Annotated in this window: 18 protein-coding genes; 5 read left to right on the forward strand and 13 right to left on the reverse strand. The window is 52.3% G+C overall.

What is annotated here, in order from left to right; translation table 11 throughout:
* Together cas6 and ACXJJX_RS01305 are read left to right on the forward strand one after the other, a co-directional pair.
* A complete protein-coding gene (cas6, locus tag ACXJJX_RS01300) occupies nucleotides 1-114 on the forward strand; it encodes a CRISPR system precrRNA processing endoribonuclease RAMP protein Cas6 (protein WP_456431260.1) in 114 nt (37 codons plus the stop codon).
* Nucleotides 115-353: 239 nt separating this feature from the next.
* The gene (locus ACXJJX_RS01305) at nucleotides 354-1379 is read left to right on the forward strand and encodes a 4Fe-4S binding protein (RefSeq protein ID WP_456431120.1); all 1026 of its coding nucleotides are present in this window, start codon (nucleotides 354-356) and stop codon (nucleotides 1377-1379) included.
* A 52-nt stretch (nucleotides 1380-1431) separates the two neighbouring features.
* Here ACXJJX_RS01305 and cysK read toward each other — a convergent pair whose 3' ends face one another.
* From cysK to ACXJJX_RS01330, 5 genes are read right to left on the reverse strand one after another with little or no spacing between them, the layout of a single operon-like run.
* Nucleotides 1432-2352 carry a cysteine synthase A gene (gene cysK / locus ACXJJX_RS01310; protein ID WP_456431122.1) on the reverse strand — a complete coding sequence of 307 codons (921 nt, stop codon included), beginning with the start codon at nucleotides 2350-2352 and terminating at the stop codon, nucleotides 1432-1434.
* Nucleotides 2349-3305 carry a serine O-acetyltransferase EpsC gene (gene epsC / locus ACXJJX_RS01315; RefSeq protein WP_456431124.1) on the reverse strand — a complete coding sequence of 319 codons (957 nt, stop codon included), beginning with the start codon at nucleotides 3303-3305 and terminating at the stop codon, nucleotides 2349-2351. Before epsC ends, cysK begins: the two co-directional genes overlap by 4 nt.
* Before the next feature lies 1 nt (nucleotide 3306).
* Entirely contained in the window at nucleotides 3307-3924 is a 618-nt protein-coding gene (gene metW / locus ACXJJX_RS01320) for a methionine biosynthesis protein MetW (protein ID WP_456431126.1), read from the reverse strand.
* Nucleotides 3908-5080 (reverse strand): homoserine O-acetyltransferase MetX, encoded by a 1173-nt coding sequence (gene metX, locus ACXJJX_RS01325; RefSeq protein ID WP_456431128.1) that lies wholly within the window; start codon nucleotides 5078-5080, stop codon nucleotides 3908-3910. Before metX ends, metW begins: the two co-directional genes overlap by 17 nt.
* A 2-nt stretch (nucleotides 5081-5082) precedes the next feature.
* Entirely contained in the window at nucleotides 5083-6336 is a 1254-nt protein-coding gene (locus ACXJJX_RS01330; protein ID WP_456431130.1) for an O-acetylhomoserine aminocarboxypropyltransferase/cysteine synthase family protein, read from the reverse strand.
* A gap of 107 nt (nucleotides 6337-6443) precedes the next feature.
* On the opposite strand from ACXJJX_RS01330, the gene ACXJJX_RS01335 reads away from it, so the two are divergent.
* Complete coding sequence (locus ACXJJX_RS01335; RefSeq protein ID WP_456431132.1) at nucleotides 6444-6884, forward strand: RrF2 family transcriptional regulator; 441 nt, start codon at nucleotides 6444-6446, stop codon at nucleotides 6882-6884.
* Nucleotides 6885-6963: 79 nt separating this feature from the next.
* On the opposite strand, the gene ACXJJX_RS01340 is transcribed toward ACXJJX_RS01335, so the two are convergent.
* The 8 genes from ACXJJX_RS01340 to mutS all read right to left on the reverse strand — a co-directional run bounded on the left by ACXJJX_RS01340 (nucleotide 6964) and on the right by mutS (nucleotide 19081).
* A complete protein-coding gene (locus ACXJJX_RS01340; protein WP_456431134.1) occupies nucleotides 6964-8952 on the reverse strand; it encodes a methyl-accepting chemotaxis protein in 1989 nt (662 codons plus the stop codon).
* Nucleotides 8953-8976: 24 nt separating this feature from the next.
* Nucleotides 8977-9453: a chemotaxis protein CheW gene (locus ACXJJX_RS01345; protein WP_456431136.1), complete on the reverse strand. Its 477-nt coding sequence runs from the start codon at nucleotides 9451-9453 to the stop codon at nucleotides 8977-8979.
* Nucleotides 9454-9478: 25 nt separating this feature from the next.
* Nucleotides 9479-12178 carry a hybrid sensor histidine kinase/response regulator gene (locus tag ACXJJX_RS01350; RefSeq protein ID WP_456431138.1) on the reverse strand — a complete coding sequence of 900 codons (2700 nt, stop codon included), beginning with the start codon at nucleotides 12176-12178 and terminating at the stop codon, nucleotides 9479-9481.
* Nucleotides 12179-12281: 103 nt separating this feature from the next.
* A complete protein-coding gene (locus ACXJJX_RS01355) occupies nucleotides 12282-13100 on the reverse strand; it encodes a CheR family methyltransferase (protein WP_456431140.1) in 819 nt (272 codons plus the stop codon).
* Entirely contained in the window at nucleotides 13081-14202 is a 1122-nt protein-coding gene (locus tag ACXJJX_RS01360) for a protein-glutamate methylesterase/protein-glutamine glutaminase (protein ID WP_456431142.1), read from the reverse strand. Before ACXJJX_RS01360 ends, ACXJJX_RS01355 begins: the two co-directional genes overlap by 20 nt.
* Nucleotides 14199-14567: a response regulator gene (locus ACXJJX_RS01365; RefSeq protein ID WP_456431144.1), complete on the reverse strand. Its 369-nt coding sequence runs from the start codon at nucleotides 14565-14567 to the stop codon at nucleotides 14199-14201. The genes ACXJJX_RS01360 and ACXJJX_RS01365 overlap by 4 nt, the downstream gene beginning before the upstream one ends.
* A gap of 114 nt (nucleotides 14568-14681) precedes the next feature.
* A complete protein-coding gene (locus tag ACXJJX_RS01370; protein ID WP_456431146.1) occupies nucleotides 14682-16484 on the reverse strand; it encodes an N-acetylmuramoyl-L-alanine amidase in 1803 nt (600 codons plus the stop codon).
* Nucleotides 16484-19081: a DNA mismatch repair protein MutS gene (mutS, locus tag ACXJJX_RS01375; RefSeq protein ID WP_456431148.1), complete on the reverse strand. Its 2598-nt coding sequence runs from the start codon at nucleotides 19079-19081 to the stop codon at nucleotides 16484-16486. Before mutS ends, ACXJJX_RS01370 begins: the two co-directional genes overlap by 1 nt.
* 119 nt (nucleotides 19082-19200) lie before the next feature.
* On the opposite strand from mutS, the gene hisI reads away from it, so the two are divergent.
* Nucleotides 19201-19578: a phosphoribosyl-AMP cyclohydrolase gene (gene hisI / locus ACXJJX_RS01380; RefSeq protein ID WP_456431150.1), complete on the forward strand. Its 378-nt coding sequence runs from the start codon at nucleotides 19201-19203 to the stop codon at nucleotides 19576-19578.
* Nucleotides 19575-20447 (forward strand): ATP phosphoribosyltransferase, encoded by an 873-nt coding sequence (gene hisG / locus ACXJJX_RS01385; protein ID WP_456431152.1) that lies wholly within the window; start codon nucleotides 19575-19577, stop codon nucleotides 20445-20447. Before hisI ends, hisG begins: the two co-directional genes overlap by 4 nt.
* Nucleotides 20448-20449: the final 2 nt, after the last annotated feature.

Below are 20449 nucleotides of genomic sequence, written 5' to 3' on the forward strand. Positions count from 1 at the left end.
GTGTTTTCCGGAGTCCTTGATGAATTTGTCCCTCTTTTGCGTATTGGAGAGCAAGTGCAGGTAGGCAAGAACACGGCCTTTGGTTTCGGAGCTTACAAACTTGATCTCTCCTGAGAATCTCGGCAAGTGAAAAAACTTTTGGGGAAGGTATACAAAAAGGAGTACTCAAAGATTGAAGACGATACTTCCTTAAAGCTTGTAACAACGGAATAAGATAGCTAATTTGGGGTAACTCCCCGTGCCGGTTCGACTCCGGCCCCGGGCACCAGGATTATACAAAGTGTACGTCTTGCCGGCTGAACCGCCAGAAGCCCGCCTTCAGCCCTTAAGTGCCCATAGGAAGAGAGGCTTTTATGCCCCCAGGCAGACAAAGACCCCTTAAAACAAGCAATCCTTTTATAAAGGTTGAGAGTGGAATCTCGCGCCTCCGGCTTTTGAGTCAGTCTTTTTTCCTGCTGGTGAGCCTTTATATTGGATATCGTTTTTATCTCTTCTTTCTCTGGGCCACGGGAAAATCGACCATCTTTCAAGAAAGACCTCCCTCGGTAGAAGGCTTTTTACCTCTTAGTGCCTTGATCGGACTCAAACATCTTATCCTCACCGGAGTCTATGATCCGGTTCATCCGGCGGGACTCACAATCTTGTTGACCATTCTGACCATTGCCTTTGTCTTCAGGAAGGGCTTCTGTGGCTGGATCTGTCCGGTGGGGGCCATCTCTAGCTTCCTGGAGAGAATAGGCCGCCGTCTTCGCTGGCTCAAAGAGCCACCTTTGTGGCTAGAATATCCACTTATGGCCGTAAAGTACCTTCTAATGGGCTTCTTTATCTATTTTATCTTCTGGAAGATGGACCTTAAGCAGATAAGAGCCTTCATCCAAAGCCCCTACAACTTTGTTGCCGATGGAAAGATGCTCATTTTCTTCCTCCATCCGACAGACAAGACCTTAATCTTCCTTATAGCTCTAGGGGCTTTCTGCCTGGTGGTAAGGAATTTTTGGTGTCGTTTTCTTTGCCCATATGGGGCTTTATTGGGGCTTTTTAGTGTCTTTAGCCCTTTTTTTGTTAGACGAAACTCTTCGGTTTGTCTTAATTGTAAGCTCTGCACCCAGAGGTGTCCCGTGGCCATCCCCATCCATAAAAGAAACTCAATTCGCAGTCCTGAATGTATCGGCTGCCTGGAATGCCTGGAGGCGTGTCCAGCCGAAGATGCTCTCAGCCTGAGATTCTTTCACCAAAAACTCCCTTTCTACGTACTTCCCCTAGGCCTCCTAGGTCTTTTCTCCCTGGTGTTGGCCTTTGTCCGGGGGACCAATCTATGGGAAGGTCAGATTTCCCCAGAGGCCTGGCGCCATATTTATGGCCTTTTCTGGAGAGATTAAACAGAGGACCTTCTGGGGTGATTGATCCAGAATGGCACTCAATTATAGAACATCACCCAGAAAAGAGCTCGGTGCTTAGATATCGCTCGCCGGTGTCCGGAAGGATACAGACAATGACCTTGCCTTTGTTTGCAGGGCGCCGGGCTACCTGAAGCGAGGCCCAGACCGCGGCCCCAGAAGAAATCCCTCCCAGGATACCCTCTTCGCGGGCCAGACGTCGGGCCGTTTCCATGGCCTCCTCTGAAGAAACCTGGATAATCTCATCAATTATGGAGGTATTGAGTATCGGGGGCACAAATCCGGCCCCAATGCCCTGAATCTTGTGAGGCCCAGGGCGGCCACCCGAAAGCACCGGAGACTCGGCCGGCTCCACAGCAATCGCCCTAAATGAAGACTTGCGGGCCTTGATGACCTCTGAGATCCCGGTAATCGTCCCTCCGGTCCCCACTCCAGCAACCAAAATGTCCACTCGCCCTTGGGTGTCCTCCCAGATCTCTTCGGCGGTGGTACGGCGATGGATTTCTGGATTAGCTGGATTGGAGAATTGATCAGGCATGTAGGAATTGGGAATTTCCTCAAGAAGCTCGTGGGCCTTATCAATGGCTCCTTTCATTCCTTTGTCCCCCGGCGTAAGAACAAGCCGGGCCCCAAAGTGTTTAAGCAGGGCTCGCCTCTCTAGGCTCATGGTCTCGGGCATGGTGAGAATCAGGGAGTATCCCCTCTGAGCACAGACAAATGCCAAGGCAATACCAGTATTGCCGCTAGTAGGCTCAATAATAGTCGTCTTAGGGCCAATAAGACCCTTTTTCTCAGCGGCTTCGATCATGGCCACCCCAATCCGGTCTTTGACGCTTGAGAGGGGATTGTGCGACTCAAGCTTGCCGTAAAGCTCGACATCGAAGCCTTCGACAAGACGTCTCAGACGGACAAGAGGAGTTCGTCCAATAAGCTTGGTGACGTTGTCAAAGATCATACTTCCCCCTGGGTCTTTTTAGTCTTTCGAAGGAGATATAACTCCGGGGCCTTCAACAGGACTTTGGTATCCGGCGGGATACTTTCGGTTATCCAGACATTGCCGCCGATAATGGACCTGGCCCCAATAACTGTCTGGCCCCCAAGAATAGTGGCGTTAGAATAAATAATGACGTCGTCTTCAATGGTGGGATGGCGTTTCTTATAACGGAGTTCATCCACCGCCTCTTTGGGAACTGATAAGGCCCCCAGAGTCACCCCCTGGTAGATTCTGACTCTTTTGCCAATGACAGTTGTCTCCCCGATGACCACCCCTGTACCATGATCAATGAAAAAGCTCTCCCCAATGGTAGCTCCGGGATGAATATCTATTCCGGTGAGGCTATGGGCATGTTCAGTCATTATTCGAGGAATAAAGGGGACCTTCAGGCGGTAAAGCTCATGGGCCATTCGGTAGATACTTATGGCCAGAAAACCCGGATAACAGAAGATGATTTCATGCCGGCTTTTGGCCGCCGGATCGCCCGTTAGGGCAGCCTCGATATCTGTAAGTAGGACGGCCTTGATCTGGGGAAGCTTCTGGACAAAAAACAGGGCTAGCTCTCGGCCCTGATCCAGATTATCCTCTGGAGCCTGACCCTGGCCTAGAGCCTGGTAGCGAAGGGCCAAATTGATCTGCCTTGAGAGCTCTTCAAAAAGAAGATTGATCTCCTCTCCGAGATAGTACAGAAGATTCTCTGGATTGATATTGCTCTGGGAAAAGTACCCTGGGAAGAGGATCCTTCTGGCCCGGTGAAGGATCCTGACTACCTCTTCGTGGGAAGGGATGGGAACAGCTCCAGCCCGATCCCAGTAATCTTTCTCCTCCCAGGTGGCCGCTAACTCCTGAACCACCGGATGGAGCTCTTTGTACCAGTTGGCGTTTTTTTTAAAAAATTTATTTCTTTTCTCCATTTTACTTCCCAATCATAAAAATCCCGTATGTAGCTCTAAAATTAGCCAAAAAGCGAACCACCCGACCCTGTCGATCCTCATTATAGGTACTGACGGCAGCCTCCTTTATAACCTTATATCCCAGATCGTGAACAAATTGGCGAAAATCCTTGATGGTAATTACCCGAATGTTAGGGCTATTGTACCATTCATAGGGAAGCTGGGGATTCTTAGGGGCCCGCCCCCGTAGAAGAAGATCAAACCGGATCGTCCAGTGACTGAAGTTGGGAAAGCTGACAATAACCCTTCGGCCAATGCGCAAAAGAGATTTAAGCAGTAGGTGAGGCTCATAGATCTGCTGAAGGGTCTGGCTGAGGATGACATAATCAAAGGAGAGATCTGGATAGTCCAAAACTTCTTCGTTGAGATCACCCTGGATGACCGAAAGACCTCTCTGAATGCATTCTCTGACCTCGTGTTCATCTCTTTCAATTCCGATTCCTTTGATATACTTGTGTTTTTTAAGATAAAGTAGCAAATCTCCCCGGCCACAGCCGAGGTCGATAACCTTGGAGCCCGGCTCTATCCAGGAGGCAATAATCCGAAGGTCAAAACGAAGCTTTTTAGCATTCGAATTCATGGCTTACCCGTTCAAGAAAACTGCTTATAAGGGCAGAAAGATCATCATTAGGTATAAGAAAGGCATCATGCCCCCAGTCAGCCTCTATCTCACAGAAGCTCACGTCTAGCTCATTTTTTTTCATGGCCTTGACCATCTCCTTGGATTGAAAGGTGGGGTAGAGCCAGTCAGAGGAAAAGGAGATAACCAAAAATCTAGCCCGAGTTTTGGAGAAGGCCTTGACTAAAGATCCTTGGCCATGCTGGTGCTTAACGTCAAAATAATCGGCAGCTTTGGTAATGTAGAGGAAGGAGTTGGCATCAAAACGCTCTACAAACTTGCGCCCCTGGTAACGAAGATAACTCTCTACTTGAAAATCTACACCGAAATTGAAGGAAAAGTTCTTTTTATCCTGAAGCCGGCGGCCGAACTTGCGCCTCAGGGCGGTATCCGAAAGATAGGTAATATGGCCTATCATCCGGGCAACTGCCAGGCCCATATCCGGTCGGGGGCCATCATAGTAATTTCCCCCCCTCCAGTTGGGATCAGCCATTATGGCCTGCCGGGCGACCTCGTTGAAGGCAATGGCCAAGGCCGAGTGCCTGGTAGTAGTGGCCAAGGGAATAGCTGCGTGAACCATATCCGGATAACGTAGGGCCCACTCCAAGACCTGCATCCCTCCAAGGGATCCCCCCACCACGGCCAGCAACTTGGGAATCCCCAGGTGATCTATCAGGGCCTTCTGGGCCCGGACCATGTCGGCGATGGTTACCAGAGGAAAGTCAAGGGCATAGGGTCTGCCAGTTTGAGGATTAACAGAAGAGGGGCCAGTGCTCCCAGCGCACCCCCCAAGGACGTTGGAACAAATAACAAAATATTTATCGGTATCAATGCCCTTGCCTGGACCGACCATAAAATCCCACCATCCCGGCTTCGGATCTTGGGGATGGTAGTATCCGGCTACGTGAGAATCCCCTGAGAGGGCATGGAGGACAAGGATGGCGTTGCTCTTATCAGGCTTAAGCTGGCCATAAGTCTCGTAGGCCAGGGTAATAGGCCCCAGCTTGGCCCCGCACTCAAGGGGAAAGAGGTCCGGTGGTTTAGCAAAGGTAAAAAACCTCTTTTTGACCAGGCCGACGGATTGTCCGGTTTGGTCATGGGATATGTATTCACTCATGGCTACGAGACTTTATCCAGGGCCTCCCTTATATCAGCACAGATGTCTTCTACGGCCTCTATCCCCACAGAGAGCCGCAAAAGATCAGGGGTAATGGAAAGATATCGCCTGGCCTCCTCCGGAAAAGACAAATATTGGCTGGAATAGGGATGAATTATCAGGCTCTTGCAGTCCCCAAGATTGGCCAGATTGTAAATCAAACGCAGGTTCCGGATGAACTCAAAACAGGTCTCTTGATCTTTAAGGCCAAAGGCGATCATCGCCCCATAGCCTTTTCCGTCAAACTGCCTTTCGGCTACCTCCCGCTGAGGATGACCAGGAAGCCCCGGGTAGTTAACCCAACGGACCTCAGGTTGCTCGGCTAGAAAACGGGCCACTTCCATAGCATTGGCCAGATGTCTCTCCATCCGAACGGCCAGGGTATCCAGGCCAATCATGGTAAGATAGGCATGGAACGGAGCTTGGGTAGTACCAAAGTTTATGTGGTGCTCCCGCCAGACGCGATCCAGATAGGCCAAGGGCCCCTTGCGATCCACAAAGGGTTTAAAATCCTCAAAGCGGGGACTAGTCCAATCGAACCGACCACTATCGATAACCACCCCACCGGTAGCACATCCATGGCCACTTAGATACTTGGTTGTCGAATGGATGACGACATCAGCCCCCAGCTCTATGGGGCGACACAGATATGGAGTAGCCAGAGTATTGTCCACTAAGAGGGGAAGTCCATTTTCATGGGCGATCTCGGCAATGGCAGCAATGTCGGGAACATCCATCTTAGGATTTCCTATGGTTTCCACAAATATGAAACGGGTCTTCTCGGTTATGGCTCCCTTGATGGCCTCAAGGTCTGTAGGGTCAACAAAGCGAGCCGTAAGGCCATATTTCTTAAAGATGTTGGCAAAAAGGACATAGGTAGACATGAAAAGGGAGTTTCCGGTAATAAATTCATCTCCGCTACGAAGCAGGGCCAGGCAGGCGTTGGCAATGGCCGCCATCCCCGAAGAGGTAACTGTAGCCGCTTGGCCGCCCTCAAGGGCAGCCAGCTTCTGCTCCAGGATTCGGTTGGTAGGGTTGGTTAGCCGAAGATAGATATGATCTGAGCTCTGGCCACCAAAGGCCGCCTGAAGGCTTTCACCTGAAGGATGGCGGTGAGAGGCTGTCTGGAAAATGGGAGGCAAGGTAGCCCCCTCCCAGTTTTCAGGATGAATAGCCTCGTGGATGACCCGAGTCTGAAAGCGCCAATGCCTACCCATAGTCCCTCTCCTTTATACTTTATTAGCCCCAAAGTTGGGCAACTTAATATATACCTAATTGGTATAGATTGCAAAGCTAGTTTTTTCTATTTATAAAAAAGATCACTATGAAGCTTACTACCAGAAGCCGATACGCCACCCGGATGATGGTTGAGCTAGCCTGCCATCATCAAGATGGCCCTCTACAGTTGGGAGAAATTGCCAAAAAACAACGGCTCTCCGTTAAATATCTTGAGCAGCTGATCATTCCCCTCAAAAAGGCCGGGCTTATCAAGAGCCAACGCGGATCCCGCGGGGGCCACATGCTGGCTCGTCCTCCCGAGGAGATAACCATCTGGGAGATCGTCTCCCTGCTAGAAGGGGACGAGGGAGTGACCCCCTGTGTCAGCTATCCGGATCTGTGCGAGATGAGCGAGATCTGTCCTACCAGAGACGTTTGGGATCTCCTATCAGAAGTCATCCGGGAAACGCTCTCCCGGATCACCCTGGCCGACTTGGCCCAAAGATACCAGAAAAAACTCTGTAGCCTCAAAAAAGAGCCTCCCTAAAACCCTATCAGGGAGGGCCCTGTACCGGATCCTCCCTGTTTTTAAACCTGATCAATAGACCCCTTTCGCCTTACAGGCATTAATCCTCTAGCTTACAGGCTGCCTCACTGGTACGGAACTGTTCCACCACACAGTCAAGCTGACTGGCCACCTGTTTGACCCTTTTAGAAGCGTACTGCAAGGTAATGGCGTTTTCTGCCGTCTGATGGCCAATTTTCCTTACCTCTTCGATCTCTTCGCTAATCACGGTCACCCCGGTAGCACCCTCTCTTACGTTTTCGCTTATCTCAGAGACCATGGCCGTTTGTTCTTCCACTGCACTGGCAATGGTGTTGGAGATGTCATTTATCTGGCCAATGATGTTGGTTATCTCCTCGATGGCCTGGACCGAAGAACGGGCATCGGCCTGGATGGCCTTGATCCTTTCGGTAATCTCCTCCGTGGCCTTAGCCGTCTGTTTAGCCAGCTCTTTGACCTCATTGGCCACCACGGCAAAGCCCTTGCCAGCCTCACCGGCTCGGGCCGCCTCAATGGTGGCATTGAGCGCCAAAAGGTTGGTCTGCTCAGCGATCTGACTGATAAGGCGGATCACTTCACCAATCTCCTCAGAAGAGGTCCCCAGGCGGGAGATAATCTCGTTGGCTGTCTGGGCCTTACCCACAGCGTCATTGACGATACTGGCTGCCTGACTGGATCCATGAGCGATCTCTTTTATGGCCCCCGTAAGCTCCTCTACCGAAGAGGAAACCGTGTTTATACTGTCGGCTACTGTCTGGCTGTTCCCAGCCACTTGGTCTATCTTCTCCTTAAGGGCCTTGGCGTTCTTCTCTTCTTCTTCGGAAAGTTCACTCATGGCCGTAGCCGCAGATTTGAGCTTTTCGAGCTCCTCCTTAAGGAGCTTGACAATGCCTTCGATCTTATCCACAAACCGATTGAAGGCCTGGGCCAGACGCCCCATTTCGTTCCGACCCGTAACCTCTAGGCGCCGAGAAAGATCTCCTTCTCCTTTGGCCAGATCCTCCAGGGCCTGGACGGTCTCTTCTATGGGACGAGAGATGGATTTCATAAAGAGGGTAATAAGTACTGCACTTATCAACAACAAGACAGCAAAGGTGGCAATCATATCCCAGTTCAAAGTGGCCTTAAGGGCCTGAACAGAGGCCAGATCATACATGGCCACCAAGAGTCCTACAGGCCGCCCCTGAATATCTTTAAGGGGAGCTGTCATAAAACGAAATCCGGCATTCTCCGCAACTCTGCCTACCTCCGGAACCTTGGAAAGAACCTTTCTAGCTATCTCTTCACTACTTGCAGAGGTGACTACATAGGAGCCCACAGCTAGTTTTCCTTTGAGAAAATCCGCTGTTTTAAGGAGATCCTTGCGGAGAAGGGCGGTAAGCTCAGTGGAGGGAAGACGGACCGCCTGAAAGACGGAGTTAAAGCTACCAATGGCCTCTACTGAGCCCAGGTAGCGCCCATCAGAGGAAAAAATGGGGACAATTCCCCGAACAACCAGCCCCCTACGCCCCACTTCCACTCCAGAGACTGGAGCCTTCTCCTTATAGACCTTCAAGATGGAGTGCCGAAAGGAAGAAAGATCGTCCCCGCCATCTCCCTTACCCTTGGGGCGCCAAGTGCGGAGAAGGCTTCGGGCCGGTGGCAGATGAAAGTGGATCTTGGGGAGCTTCAGGCCATAGAGGCTTTCGGCCCGCCTGATGGTCGTTTCAAAGCAGGTCCGAAGGGCCTCTCGGGCCCGGGCTTCGGCCTCAGGATTGGGGTGGGTAAGGTCACCGGCCTGGGCCAGCTCCTCGTAGATCCTTATAACTTGCGGATCCTGGGCGACAAGGGCGGCCACCTTGAGCAGATCGCCCTCTGCAGCCTTGAGGCCGGTATTGACTGCAGAAAGCTGCCCCTTGAGTTTGTTGTCCACTTCATAGGCCGTCAGCTTCTGGAAGGAACGCTGAACCATGACGATCATCACCGCTAGGATGACCAGACAGATCAGGGAAAAGAAGAAAAGGATCCTGGCCTTAAAGCTTGTATCCCGCCATAGCTCTAAAAATTTCACTTTGAAGCTCCTTAAGAGAGTTTACTAGTTGCTGGCCCTCACCAGCTCTCCATTCAGAATTACCAGAAGTCGGTCTGGAAGCTTGGAGACATTCTTTACATAACGAACATCAAGGCCTTCAATGTCGGCCGGTGGCGGTTCTATAAGATGGGTGGGAACATTAATAACATCGCCTATGCGCTCCACCTGCAGACTTACCGGTTCGTCCCTAGTGCCGCAGATGACGTTGTGATAGTTGGCCCCATCTTTGAGTTCATACTTAAGCCCCACCCTTTTAGCCAGATTTATAGCCGTAAGGATCTGCCCCCGAAGGTTGATGATCCCAGCTACATACGGAGGGGCCAGAGGCACCGGAGTGACCTCTAGATCCTTGTTTATCTCGATGACTTCCTCTACCGGAAGCCCAAACATATGAGGGCCAAAGAAGAAGGTGGCAATCAACTGGCCTTCATCAACCACCCTCATGGCCTTCTCTTCCTGATTAGCTCTGGTCTCAGGCATCATCTTCCTCCTCTAGAAAGTCTTCTCAGGCAGCCTGTCGGGCTTTTTGGGCATAGAGCCTCTTTACTGCCTCAAGGACCATCTCCCGATCGAGTTTGACCTGATAATCATCTATCCCGGCCTCAAGGCCCCGCTTGCGATCTTCCTCACCAGAAAGCGAGGTTACGGCCACTATGGGGAGACGGGAGAGCTTGGGATCCTGCCTTATGGCCCTGGCCAGCTGGTAACCGTTCATCCGGGGCATCTCTATATCGGTAACCAGGACGTCCACTGGATAGTTACGGAGATGTTCAAGGGCCTCCTGACCATCCTCGGCCACGACAACATCAAAGCCGGCCCCTTCAAGATAAGAACGTAGAAGATTGCGATAAAAAGACGAATCCTCAGCAATGAGGACCTTGATGGGCTCGGCAACAGAGTCTTGCGAGATGGCAAACAGATCCGGATCAAACATTTCCAGAATTTTGTAGACATCCAGAAAAAGGGTCGTCTTGCCTTTGATAATGGCACTACCCAGGATGCCCTCATGACGAAAGACGGAATCATCAAGCTCAACGGCCACATCGACACTGTCTTCAATGCTGGAGACCAAAAAGGCAACATCTTTGCTGTTTATGGTGAAGGCTATAAGATGATATTCCTCCTGCTCCGGAAGGGGCTGGATTGGTAGAAACTGTTCCAGCCTCACCAGAGGTATGGTTCGGTTGCGATATTGGATGACCTCTTTGCCTCCCACATATTCGATATCTGTAGCCTTGATCTTGTCGAGTCTGGCTACCAAGGCCAGAGGAATGGCAAAGACCTCCTCCGGAGAGACCCTGAAGAGGAGTAGGAACTGCCGCTCTGCCTCCTTCGCCGCTGCCTTTTCGGCCAAACTGCGGAGATCTTTCTCTTCAGAGCGAAGGGTAAGACTGCTGGCCAGACCAACAATGTCTAGAATGAGGGCCGCTCGGCCATCACCCATAAGAGTGGCCCCAGCATAGCAGGCGATATCCTTAAGGTGTTTAGAAAGGGGTTTGACGACGATCTCCTCAGAGTCAAGGATATCATCCACTACCAAACCAAACTGGCGGTCTCCAGTGTTTAAGACCACAATATTGAAATCTCTTTCGTCTTCCTCCTGGGGAAGGTTAAGGACCTTGTCCAATCTCACTAGGGGCAGGATCTCGCCTCGAAGGCGATAAAACTCGCTGCCAGCAATGGTGTGGACATTTTTGGCGGCCTCTTCGGCCGAAAGATGAACCAGCTCTACCAGGTTCATCTGAGGAATAGCGTAGCGCTCGCCTCGGGTACGAACGATAATGGCCGGGATGATAGCCAGGGTAAGGGGAATCTTTATTCGGATGGTTGTTCCCTGGCCAAGATCTGAAAGCACCTCTACGGTGCCTCCCATCTTTTCAATATTGGTCTTGACCACATCCATCCCCACCCCTCGGCCAGAGATGTTGGTTACCTGCTCGGCCGTAGAAAAGCCCGGCTTGAAGATCAGGTTAATAACCTCCCGGTCAGAGAGATTTTCGGCCTCTTCCCTGGAGACAACCCCCTTTTCTATAGCCTTCTGGCGAATCTTCTCCGGATCAATGCCCCCGCCGTCATCTTGGATCTCGATGATCACCTGCCCCCCCTCATGGTAGGCCTTCATGATCAGGGTGCCCACCGGAGGCTTGCCTTTCTGGACGCGGATATCCGGAGGCTCAATACCGTGATCTATAGAGTTGCGGACTAAATGGGTCAGCGGATCCTTAATGGCCTCAATAATAGAGCGATCAAGCTCGGTCTCGGCCCCTTCGATCTTGAGCTGGACCTGTTTGTTGGCCATCCGGGCAAGATCACGAACGATCCGGGGAAACTTATTAAAGACATTGCCCACTGGTTGCATACGGGTCTTCATGATCTGTTCTTGCATCTCGGTAGTGATCAAGGAAAGCCTCTGGGTGGCCTTAAGGAGCTCCGGATCATTTACGGAGTTAGCGATCTGGACCAACCGATTGCGAGAAAGAACCAGTTCTCCGGCCAGGTTCATGAGGTTGTCCAGAAGGTGGACATCAACCCGAATATGGCTCTCGGTAAGGTGGGTGGTCGAGGGAGGGCCAGAAGGGGCCTTTTTGGCAGGTTCAGAGCCCTTGGCTGGCGCCGGTTTAGTCTCCTGCTTTGGCGCCGAGGAAGGCCGTTCAGCGGCAGCCTCAGGTTCTTCCTCGGCCGTTTCTTGCTTCTCGGCTGAAGAGACGACCTCCTTTGGGGACTCCGCTGAGCCTTCCTCTGGAGAGGTCTCCTCGACCACCGGAGCCTGTTCCCCTTCCGAGGTTTTGACCTCGGAAGGACTGCTTCTTTGGGTCAGGTTTTCAGCAAAGTTCCGGAGCTCGATAATAAAATCGAGATATTCGGTATCTGTGGGCTCCTTGCCAGAGCTCTCCAGCTCGGCCACTATGGCCTTGATGTAATCAACAGCCTTCAAAAGGATATCTATGGTCTCCTGGTCTGCGACAACCAGCCCATCCCGAAGTTTAGAGAGGATATCTTCGGCAAAGTGGGCAATTCCCTCCAGGGTCTTAAAACCAAAAAAACCAGCCGTACCCTTGATGGTGTGAACCGTTCGAAAAATACTGGAGAGTAGATCCCGGTTCTGAGGATCCTGTTCTAGCTCGACGAACTGCTCATCAAGTTGTTCTAAATTCTCTTTGGCCTCGACCAAAAAATCTTTAAGGACATCTTCTTCAAAACCCATCGATGGCCTCCCTATTAAGCTTAAAGTTGGCCGTTATTTTCCAAAAATTCTTTGAACTCCGGCCTTTTCCGACATCAGTATCCTTATCGGCAGACAAGGAATATTAATTTACCAGTTGATAACAAGTGGCCCTTCCAAAGGTCTTCTTGACGAAACGTTTGGATAGCCCCATAGGGGTCTCTGTAGCCCCTAGGAAAAGATAGCCTTTGGGAGCGATGACCTTTTCGAGCTTGGCCAGAATTTCCCGCTTTGTCTCTGGGGCGAAATAGATAAGCACATAGCGACAGAGGACGACATCAAAAGGACCAATAGGAGGAAAACGCTCCTTGAGATTGAGTTTGCGAAAGGTGACCATCCGGCGGACCTTTTCGTCAATCTCCCAGAGGGCCCCCCTCTGTTTGAAATATTTAACAAGCAAGGTAACCGGAAGCCCCCGGTTGACCTCCACTTGGCTATAACGGCCACTTTGGGCCTTCTCCAGGGCCTGGGAGGAGATGTCTGTAGCCAGAATTTCGATCCTCCAGTTGGCTACTACCTGGGGAAAATGCTCCAAGAGAAGCATGGCGATACTATAAGGTTCCTGGCCGGTGGAGCAGGCCGCCGACCAGAAGCGGAGCACCTTTTTGGCCTTTCTCTCCTCAATAAGCTCCGGAATAATATGCTGCCTCAGGGCATCAAAGGGGGCCTGATCCCTGAAGAAGTAGGTCTCATTGGTGGTCATGGCATCGACAATCTGATCCCGGAGCTTGGGAGACATCCGGGATTTGGCCTCTCGGTAGAGAGCCTCCACGTTGGCCAGACCCAAGGTCCTGGCCAACTCACCCAGACGGTTCTCCAGAAGATAGACCTTATCCTTAGTAAGGGCGATTCCGCTTTCGTTCTGAACCAGTCTGGCAAAAAAATCAAAGACTTCGGGCTTCATGCTGTCTCACCTTAAAGATTTCCGTCAGGGTTCTTGGAATTTCCTGAAGAGGCAGAACCTGATCGGCCAGTCCTGCCTCGGCGACAAACTTGGGCATACCCCAGACCACGCTGGTGGCCTCATCCTGGGCGATAATATAGCCGCCGGCCTCCTTAATAACCTGGCAGCCCTTAAATCCGTCTTTGCCCATGCCGGTCATAATCACGGCCACAGACCTTCCATCATAGACATTGGCCACTGACCGGAAGAGGACATCAACGGCCGGCCGACAGGAATTTTCAGGAGGCCCCTTATGGAGGTAAATAGTTTTTACCCCCCCGGTCTCCCGAACCTCCATGTGAAAGTCTCCTGGAGCGATATAGACCCTCCCGGCCACCACGGGCATTCCGGCCTGGGCTTCAACGACCTTGAGCTTTGAAGACTGATCAAGGCGAAGGGCCAGCTGGGTGGTAAAGAAGGCCGGCATATGTTGAACGATGAGGACAGGGGCCGGAAAATTTACTGGAAGCTGAGGGATAACCTCGGCCAAGGCGTTAGGCCCTCCGGTTGAGACCCCGATAGCCACCACCTCCCGCCGCCGCATGGAAGCCAGAGAGGGTACGGAGATGGCCGGAGCCCGGCGAGCCAGTGTTGGCCGGGGGGCCGCTGGAGATGGCTGGGCAGGCAGACGGGAAGGAGTCCTAAAACGGGGCCTTTTGCGTTGGGCGTAGGCCTTGATTTTGGGGATAAGCTCTTCCTTAATACGGATGACGCTTTCTTCAAAAGAGCCGCTTTTGGCCGGTTTGGGAACGAAATCAAAGGCCCCCCGGGCTAGGGCCTCTATAGTTACTCTGGCCCCCTTTTCCGTCAGGGAGCTAAACATGATCGCTCCCACCTGAGGGAAGCGACGCCTCAGCTCCCCCAAGGTGGTCAGCCCGTCCATAACGGGCATCTCCACGTCAAGGACGACCACATCCGGTCTGAGCCGGACAATCTTATCCAGAGCCAGCTTACCATTGGCCGCAGATCCGACCACCTCTATCTCTGGATCCGAAGATAAGGCCTCAGAAAGGATCCTCCTAAAGACAGCGGAATCATCAACTACCAAGACTCGAATCTTCATGGCAACCCCAGAACCATCTTGACCTTAGTTTCCAACATTTCCTGATCAAAAGGCTTCATCAGATACTCGTTAGCCCCGGCCATAACCGCCTCGATCACGCTTTGTTGCTGGTTTTCAGTGGTGACCATCATGATTTTGACGTCATCCCAGGCGGAGTTGGCCCGAACCGTCTTCAGGAACTCAAAGCCATTCATTACGGGCATATGCCAGTCGAGGAGAATTATGTCCACTGGCCCCTTTGACTTGAGGACTTCCAGGGCCTCCTGGCCATTTTCGGCCTCCAGAACCTCAAACCCCATGGCTTCAAGGCCTTTGCGAATTATCTGGCGGATGGCCTTTGAATCATCGACGACCAAAGCTTTCATGTTTCACCCTTCCCGGAAGACTTTTTGGCCTGGATTTCCTTCGGGAGGCCTTCAACCCGGCTTTAACTTGGTTCTTAAACAGAATCGGTAACAGACAGAATTTACTTGAAGAGACTACTGAAGATAGGCCATCTGGGTCTCTTTAATGTAGCGGATGATGCCCCTGGCAATCCCTTCGGCCACCGAATCAAGATACTTGGCTGATTTAAGACGCCGCTCTTCCCGGGGATTGCTGATAAAAGAGATCTCTACCAAGACTGCTGGCATCTGGGCCCCGATGAGGACGAAAAACGGGGCCTGCTTTACCCCGTGATCCTTGATGCGGGAATATTTTCGACGCAGATGGCCAACTAGATCTTGCTGGATGCACTCAGCCAGACGAGAAGACTCCTGAACCTTAGCCGTAAGCATGATCTCTTTGAGGATACTCCGAAGCTGCCCGATGGACTTCTGGCTGACGGCATTCTCCCGAGCGGCCACTCTCATGGCCTCCTCATCAGTGGTAAAGTTGAGATAGTAGGTCTCCACTCCATAAGCCCTCCTCCTGGGAGAGGCATTGGTGTGAATGGAGACAAAAAGGTCTGCCCCCCGGGTGTTGGCAATGGCTGTCCGCTGTTCAAGTGGCAGGAAGACATCCCGATTGCGGGTGATAATCACCTCGCAGCCAAGCTTCTTCCGGAGTTTATCCCGAAGAAGACGAGCCACCCTGAGAGTAACCGACTTCTCCTTGAGCCCTGTAGGGCCTATAGCTCCTGGATCCTTGCCGCCGTGGCCGGGATCAATAACGATCCGACGGACAGTGAGGCCAAGTTGCTGGGCCAAAGAAAGACCTTTCTTGGATGACCCCAGTTCTGCCGGAGGACGTCTTTCTGGCGCTTGATCCTTTGAGATCACTGACCTCGAGGGCCTACCGATGATATCCACCACTACCCGAAAGGGCTCCTCCAGATAAAAGACCTTGTAGCGAGAAAGACTACCTAGGTCGAGGACCACCCGGACAGTCCTGGGCCGGTACTGCCCCACCCTTACCGCCTTGAGGAGCCCATTTTTGATGGGAATTTCATCCTTGAGATAGGCCGAGGCCAAGGCCGGCCTAAGATCTATGTAGAGACGCATGGGTTTGGCCAGTTTTGGATCCGGCCGAAGAAGATGGGCGGAAAAAGTCACCTTATCAGCCAGATCCAGGACGACCCGGGTATAATTCTCGCTGGACCAATGACGTATTCCCTTAAGAAGGACTGGCTGATAAGGAAGCTTGGTGGCCTCAAGGGTAGCCACCTCTCCGACCGGAAGGGCTATAATATTCTTTTCTCTCTTCTGGGATTTATTAGCCACATTGGATGACGATTTAGCCTTGGATCCTTTAGGTGTTTGCCGGATCTTTTTGACATTTGCTGCCCGGGAGCCCTTTTTCAGCCGAGCCAACATCTTTCGAGCCTCTTTGGCCTTGTCCCTTTTGGGATATTTTTTAAGCAGAAGTTTCAGGACCTTGCGGGCTTTGTCTGGCCGTTTGAGCTTATTGACATAGATCTTGGCCTGATAGAGGAGGGCATCATCAGCATAGCGACTCCGGGGATAACGCTCCACCAGAACTTGATATCTCCTTAAGGCCGAAAGCAAATCAGAACGGCGACCAGAATATCCATAAAGCTCTTCATAACAGCGCCCCATCATCAAGAGGGCCGCCGGGGCATAGCCACTTTCTGGATAACGCAGATAGACCTGACGAAATTTGTCGATAATCTTGAGCCAGGCATCCCGCCTTTTAACCTCCTTGGTCTTAGAGAAGCGGACCAAGGCCTTGCGGGCCTTAAAATAGGCTTCGCGGGGGCCTTCGGCCTTTTTGGCCAGAGCTGCCGAGAGGTTCGAAGAAAGGAGAACAAAGGCCAGCAGCAAAATGAGACTCTTGCGCGACATCAAGCTTCCTCGGCTAACCGCTTGAGTTCAGCCAGCAGATTAAGGGCCTCGATGGGAGTGGTTTGGTCGATATCAATCTCCAAAAGGCGCCGTTTGAGCAGATTCTCCGGGGAGAAGAGATCAAGCTGGCGGACGGGCGGCCTCTTTGATGCCCGGCGGGCCACCTGAACCAGAAGCTCAAACTCCCCGGCCTCGAGGCGGGCCAAAATCTCCTTAGCCCGTTTGATCACCTGGCGAGGGACCCCGGCTAAGGAGGCCACTTGGATCCCATAGCTCCGATTCGCCGGACCCGGCTGAAGACGATGCAAAAAGATAACCTGATCGTTCCATTCCTTGACGGCAATGTTGAAATTTTTGACCTTCTCAGAAAGTCGCACCATCTCTGTTAACTCATGATAATGGGTCGCAAAGAGGGTTTTCACCCCCTGGCCATCCTTCTCTAGCAAATATTCGGCCACAGCCCAGGCGATGGAGAGGCCATCATAGGTAGCTGTACCTCGGCCAATTTCATCAAGGATAACCAAAGATCGGTTCGTCGCTTGATGGAGGATATGGGCACACTCGGTCATCTCCACCATAAAGGTGCTCTGGCCCCGAGAAAGAGCATCCGAGGCCCCCACTCGGGTGAAGATACGATCCACCAGCCCAATCCGAGCCCTTTTGGCCGGGACAAACGAACCCATTTGGGCCAAAAGGACGATTAAGGCCGTCTGGCGCAGGATTGTAGATTTACCAGCCATATTAGGGCCGGTAATGATCAAGAGCAGATTTTCTTCGTGATCAAGCCGCAGGCTGTTGGGAACAAAGCTTCCCTTGGGCAGATGGGCCTCAACCACCGGATGTCGGCCTTCTTCGATCTCTATCAAGGGCTCTTCCGTTATCTCTGGCCGGCAGTAATCTCCCTCCTCGGCGAGTTCGGCCAGAGAAACCAGGCAGTCAAGACAGGCTACTGCCTGAGCGGTAGCCTGAATCCTTGAGCCAGAAGCAGCTACTTTTTTCCGAAGATCCTCAAAGATACGAATCTCAAGAGCCTTGCTTCTTTCTTCTGCCGAAAGGGCCTTTTCTTCAAAGACCTTAAGCTCCGGGGTAATAAAACGTTCGGCCGAGACCAAGGTCTGTTTGCGAATATAGTCCTCGGGAACCCGGGCCAGTTGGCTCTTGGTAACCTCAATGTAGTAACCAAAGACCTTGTTAAAGCCCACCTTAAGATTGGCGATACCTGTCCGCTCTCGCTCTCTTTTTTCAATCTCTGCCAACATTCCCTTGGCGTCCCGCCGAAGCCTAAGATATTCATCAAGCTCGGGATCAAATCCCTCCTTGATCACTCCTCCATCCTTAAGACTGGCCGGAGCCTCTTCCCGGATGGCCCGGCTGAGGAGATCCACCAGCCCAGGAAGGGCGTCCATCTCTCTGGTCAGTCTTCTCAGAAGCCCCCTTTCAGCGGCCAAGGCCTTCTTCAGACGAGGGATCTTTTCCAGACTGGCCTTTAAGGCCAAAAGGTCTTTGGGGGTAGCCGTCTTCATGGCTACCCGGGCATTCAAGCGCTCAAGGTCATAGACTTCCTTTAAGGCCTCTCCTAGGTCCTCACGGAGGCTTCGGTTCTCCAGGAGCCGACCAACAGCCTCCAGCCTTTCCTCAATGGATGCCTTGTCCAAAAGGGGATAGAGAATCCAGTGCTTGAGGAGTCGGCCCCCCATAGGGGTCCTGGTGCGATCGATAACTGAAAGAAGGCTCCCCCGCCTCTCCCCGGTAAGGCTTTTCAGGAGTTCAAGGTTTCGCTTGCTGGTCTCATCGATCAAGAGAAACTGAGAAAGATGGTAGGCCAGAGGAGGGCGTAGATGGGGAAGGGCCCCTTTCTGGGTCTGCGAAAGATACCTCAGGAGGAGAGCCGCAGCCAGAAGCCCGGGGCCAAATCCTTCAAGGCCAAAACCCGATAGCGAAGCTACCTGATAATGCTCCTTAAGAAGCTCCCGGGCCTGCCCTAGGGTAAGGCCGTCGGTCTCTTCAAAACTTAAAAAAACACTGGGGATGGTCTGGATGATCTTGGCTACAAGGTCTGAATCTCTCAAGGCCTCTGGAAGCAAGAGCTCCCGGGGCTCAAGGCGAAAGAGCTCTCCCAGGGCTTCATCTGGAGAGACCTCAGTTACCTGAAAATGACCGGTAGACAGATCTACCACAGCCAATCCGGCCCGGCTTTTTGCTAGGAGAATACAGACAATGAAGTTGTGGCTTTTGCTCTCCAGACCTTCATCTTCTACATAAAGCCCCGGGGTCACTACCCGGACCACCTCTCGACGCACCAGGCCTTTAGCCTCCTTGGGATCCTCAACCTGCTCACAGATAGCTACCTTGTAGCCAGCCTGGACCAGGCGGGCCAGATAGGTGGACGCCGAGACCACTGGCACTCCGCACATGGGGACCTTTTCCTTGGCCCCTTTGTCTCGAGAAGTAAGGGCAATCTCCAGTACCCGAGCCGCTATTACCGCATCTTCAAAGAACATCTCGTAAAAATCACCCATCCTGAAAAAGACAATGGCGTCAGGATAGCGCTCCTTGACCTCCAGGTATTGTCGGAGCATGGGGGTCAGCTTGGCCATGCCCTATAACTTGGCGAGATAATCAGCCCAAGTCAATCTGGGTTTTTGGCCTCGGCCCGTTGACAAAAAAAAGCGGCTTTATAAGATGGCAGGCCAACAGGAGAGCAAGGAGGCAAAGGGTGGAAGGGCCAGATTTTGCAAAAATGGACGGTCTCGTCCCGGTAATTGCTCAGGATTGGGAGACCGGAGAGATCTTGATGCTCGCCTATATGAACGAGGAGGCTTGGCAACAGACCCTTAAGACCGGCAAGGTCCATTACTACAGCCGATCCCGACAGAAGCTCTGGCTAAAGGGAGAGACCTCCGGTCATGTCCAGGTGGTCAAAGAAATCCGTCTGGACTGTGATGGAGATACTGTGCTCATCAAGGTGGAACAGATCGGAGGAGCCGCTTGTCATAAGGGCTACCGGAGTTGTTTCTTCCGCCACTTAAAGGATGGCTCCTGGCAGATAGATGTCCCCCAAGTCTTTGATCCTAAGGAGAAATATGGGTCATGAAGGTCTTAAAACTGGGTATCCCCAAAGGCAGCCTTCAGCAGTCCACCATCGAGCTTTTTGCCAAAAGCGGCTGGCGGATCTCGGTCAACTCCCGCAGTTATTTCCCGGATATAGACGATCCGGAGATCCGTTGTTCTCTGTGTCGGGCTCAGGAGATGAGCCGCTACGTGGAGCAGGAGATCCTTGACGCCGGCATTACTGGAAAAGATTGGATCTTGGAGAATGATTCCCAGGTAGTCACCGTTACGGACTTAGTCTATTCCAAGGTGAGCAAGCGACCGACCCGGTGGGTCTTGGCTGTTCCGGCAGACTCCCCCATCCGGAGTTTGGAGGACCTAGAGGGTAAAAAAATAGCCACTGAGCTAGTCAACTTCACCAAGCGCTACTTTGAACAGCGGGGCATCAATGTCCAGGTCGAATTCTCCTGGGGGGCCACCGAGGCTAAGGTCGTCCAGGGTCTGGCCGATGCTATCGTTGAGGTCACCGAGACAGGGAGCACCATCCGGGCCCATGGGCTCAAGATTATCCACGAACTTATGGAATCCAACCCCCAGCTGATCGCCAATCAGAAGGCCTGGGAAGACCCCTGGAAGCGCCAAAAGATCGAAAACCTCGCCCTCCTGCTCAAGGGGGCCCTTCGAGCCTACCGCATGGTTGGCTTGAAGATGAACGTCCCCGAGGAGGCCCTGGAGGAGGTTATCCGCCAGTTACCAAGCCTCAATGCCCCAACCATCTCTCCTCTTTATCAAAGCCGGTGGTATGCCATTGAAACCGTGGTCGCCGAGGGTGAGGTAAGAGATCTCATCCCTCGGCTCATGGCTGCCGGTGCCCAAGGAATCATCGAATATAGCCTGAACAAGGTCATCTAAAG

It is taken from the genome of Thermosulfuriphilus sp., assembly GCF_054026695.1.

Bases quoted from the DNA above. Each gene is read 5' to 3' on its own strand.
- ACXJJX_RS01305 (WP_456431120.1), top strand. From the start codon at position 354: ATGCCCCCAGGCAGACAAAGACCCCTTAAAACAAGCAATCCTTTTATA.
- cysK (WP_456431122.1), bottom strand. From the start codon at position 2,352: ATGATCTTTGACAACGTCACCAAGCTTATTGGACGAACTCCTCTTGTC.
- metW (WP_456431126.1), bottom strand. From the start codon at position 3,924: ATGAATTCGAATGCTAAAAAGCTTCGTTTTGACCTTCGGATTATTGCC.
- hisG (WP_456431152.1), top strand. From the start codon at position 19,575: ATGAAGGTCTTAAAACTGGGTATCCCCAAAGGCAGCCTTCAGCAGTCC.
- ACXJJX_RS01355 (WP_456431140.1), bottom strand. From the start codon at position 13,100: ATGAAGCCCGAAGTCTTTGATTTTTTTGCCAGACTGGTTCAGAACGAA.
- mutS (WP_456431148.1), bottom strand. From the start codon at position 19,081: ATGGCCAAGCTGACCCCCATGCTCCGACAATACCTGGAGGTCAAGGAG.
- ACXJJX_RS01360 (WP_456431142.1), bottom strand. From the start codon at position 14,202: ATGAAGATTCGAGTCTTGGTAGTTGATGATTCCGCTGTCTTTAGGAGG.
- ACXJJX_RS01345 (WP_456431136.1), bottom strand. From the start codon at position 9,453: ATGCCTGAGACCAGAGCTAATCAGGAAGAGAAGGCCATGAGGGTGGTT.
- metX (WP_456431128.1), bottom strand. From the start codon at position 5,080: ATGAGTGAATACATATCCCATGACCAAACCGGACAATCCGTCGGCCTG.
- ACXJJX_RS01335 (WP_456431132.1), top strand. From the start codon at position 6,444: ATGAAGCTTACTACCAGAAGCCGATACGCCACCCGGATGATGGTTGAG.
- ACXJJX_RS01365 (WP_456431144.1), bottom strand. From the start codon at position 14,567: ATGAAAGCTTTGGTCGTCGATGATTCAAAGGCCATCCGCCAGATAATT.
- ACXJJX_RS01350 (WP_456431138.1), bottom strand. From the start codon at position 12,178: ATGGGTTTTGAAGAAGATGTCCTTAAAGATTTTTTGGTCGAGGCCAAA.
- ACXJJX_RS01330 (WP_456431130.1), bottom strand. From the start codon at position 6,336: ATGGGTAGGCATTGGCGCTTTCAGACTCGGGTCATCCACGAGGCTATT.
- epsC (WP_456431124.1), bottom strand. From the start codon at position 3,305: ATGGAGAAAAGAAATAAATTTTTTAAAAAAAACGCCAACTGGTACAAA.
- ACXJJX_RS01370 (WP_456431146.1), bottom strand. From the start codon at position 16,484: ATGTCGCGCAAGAGTCTCATTTTGCTGCTGGCCTTTGTTCTCCTTTCT.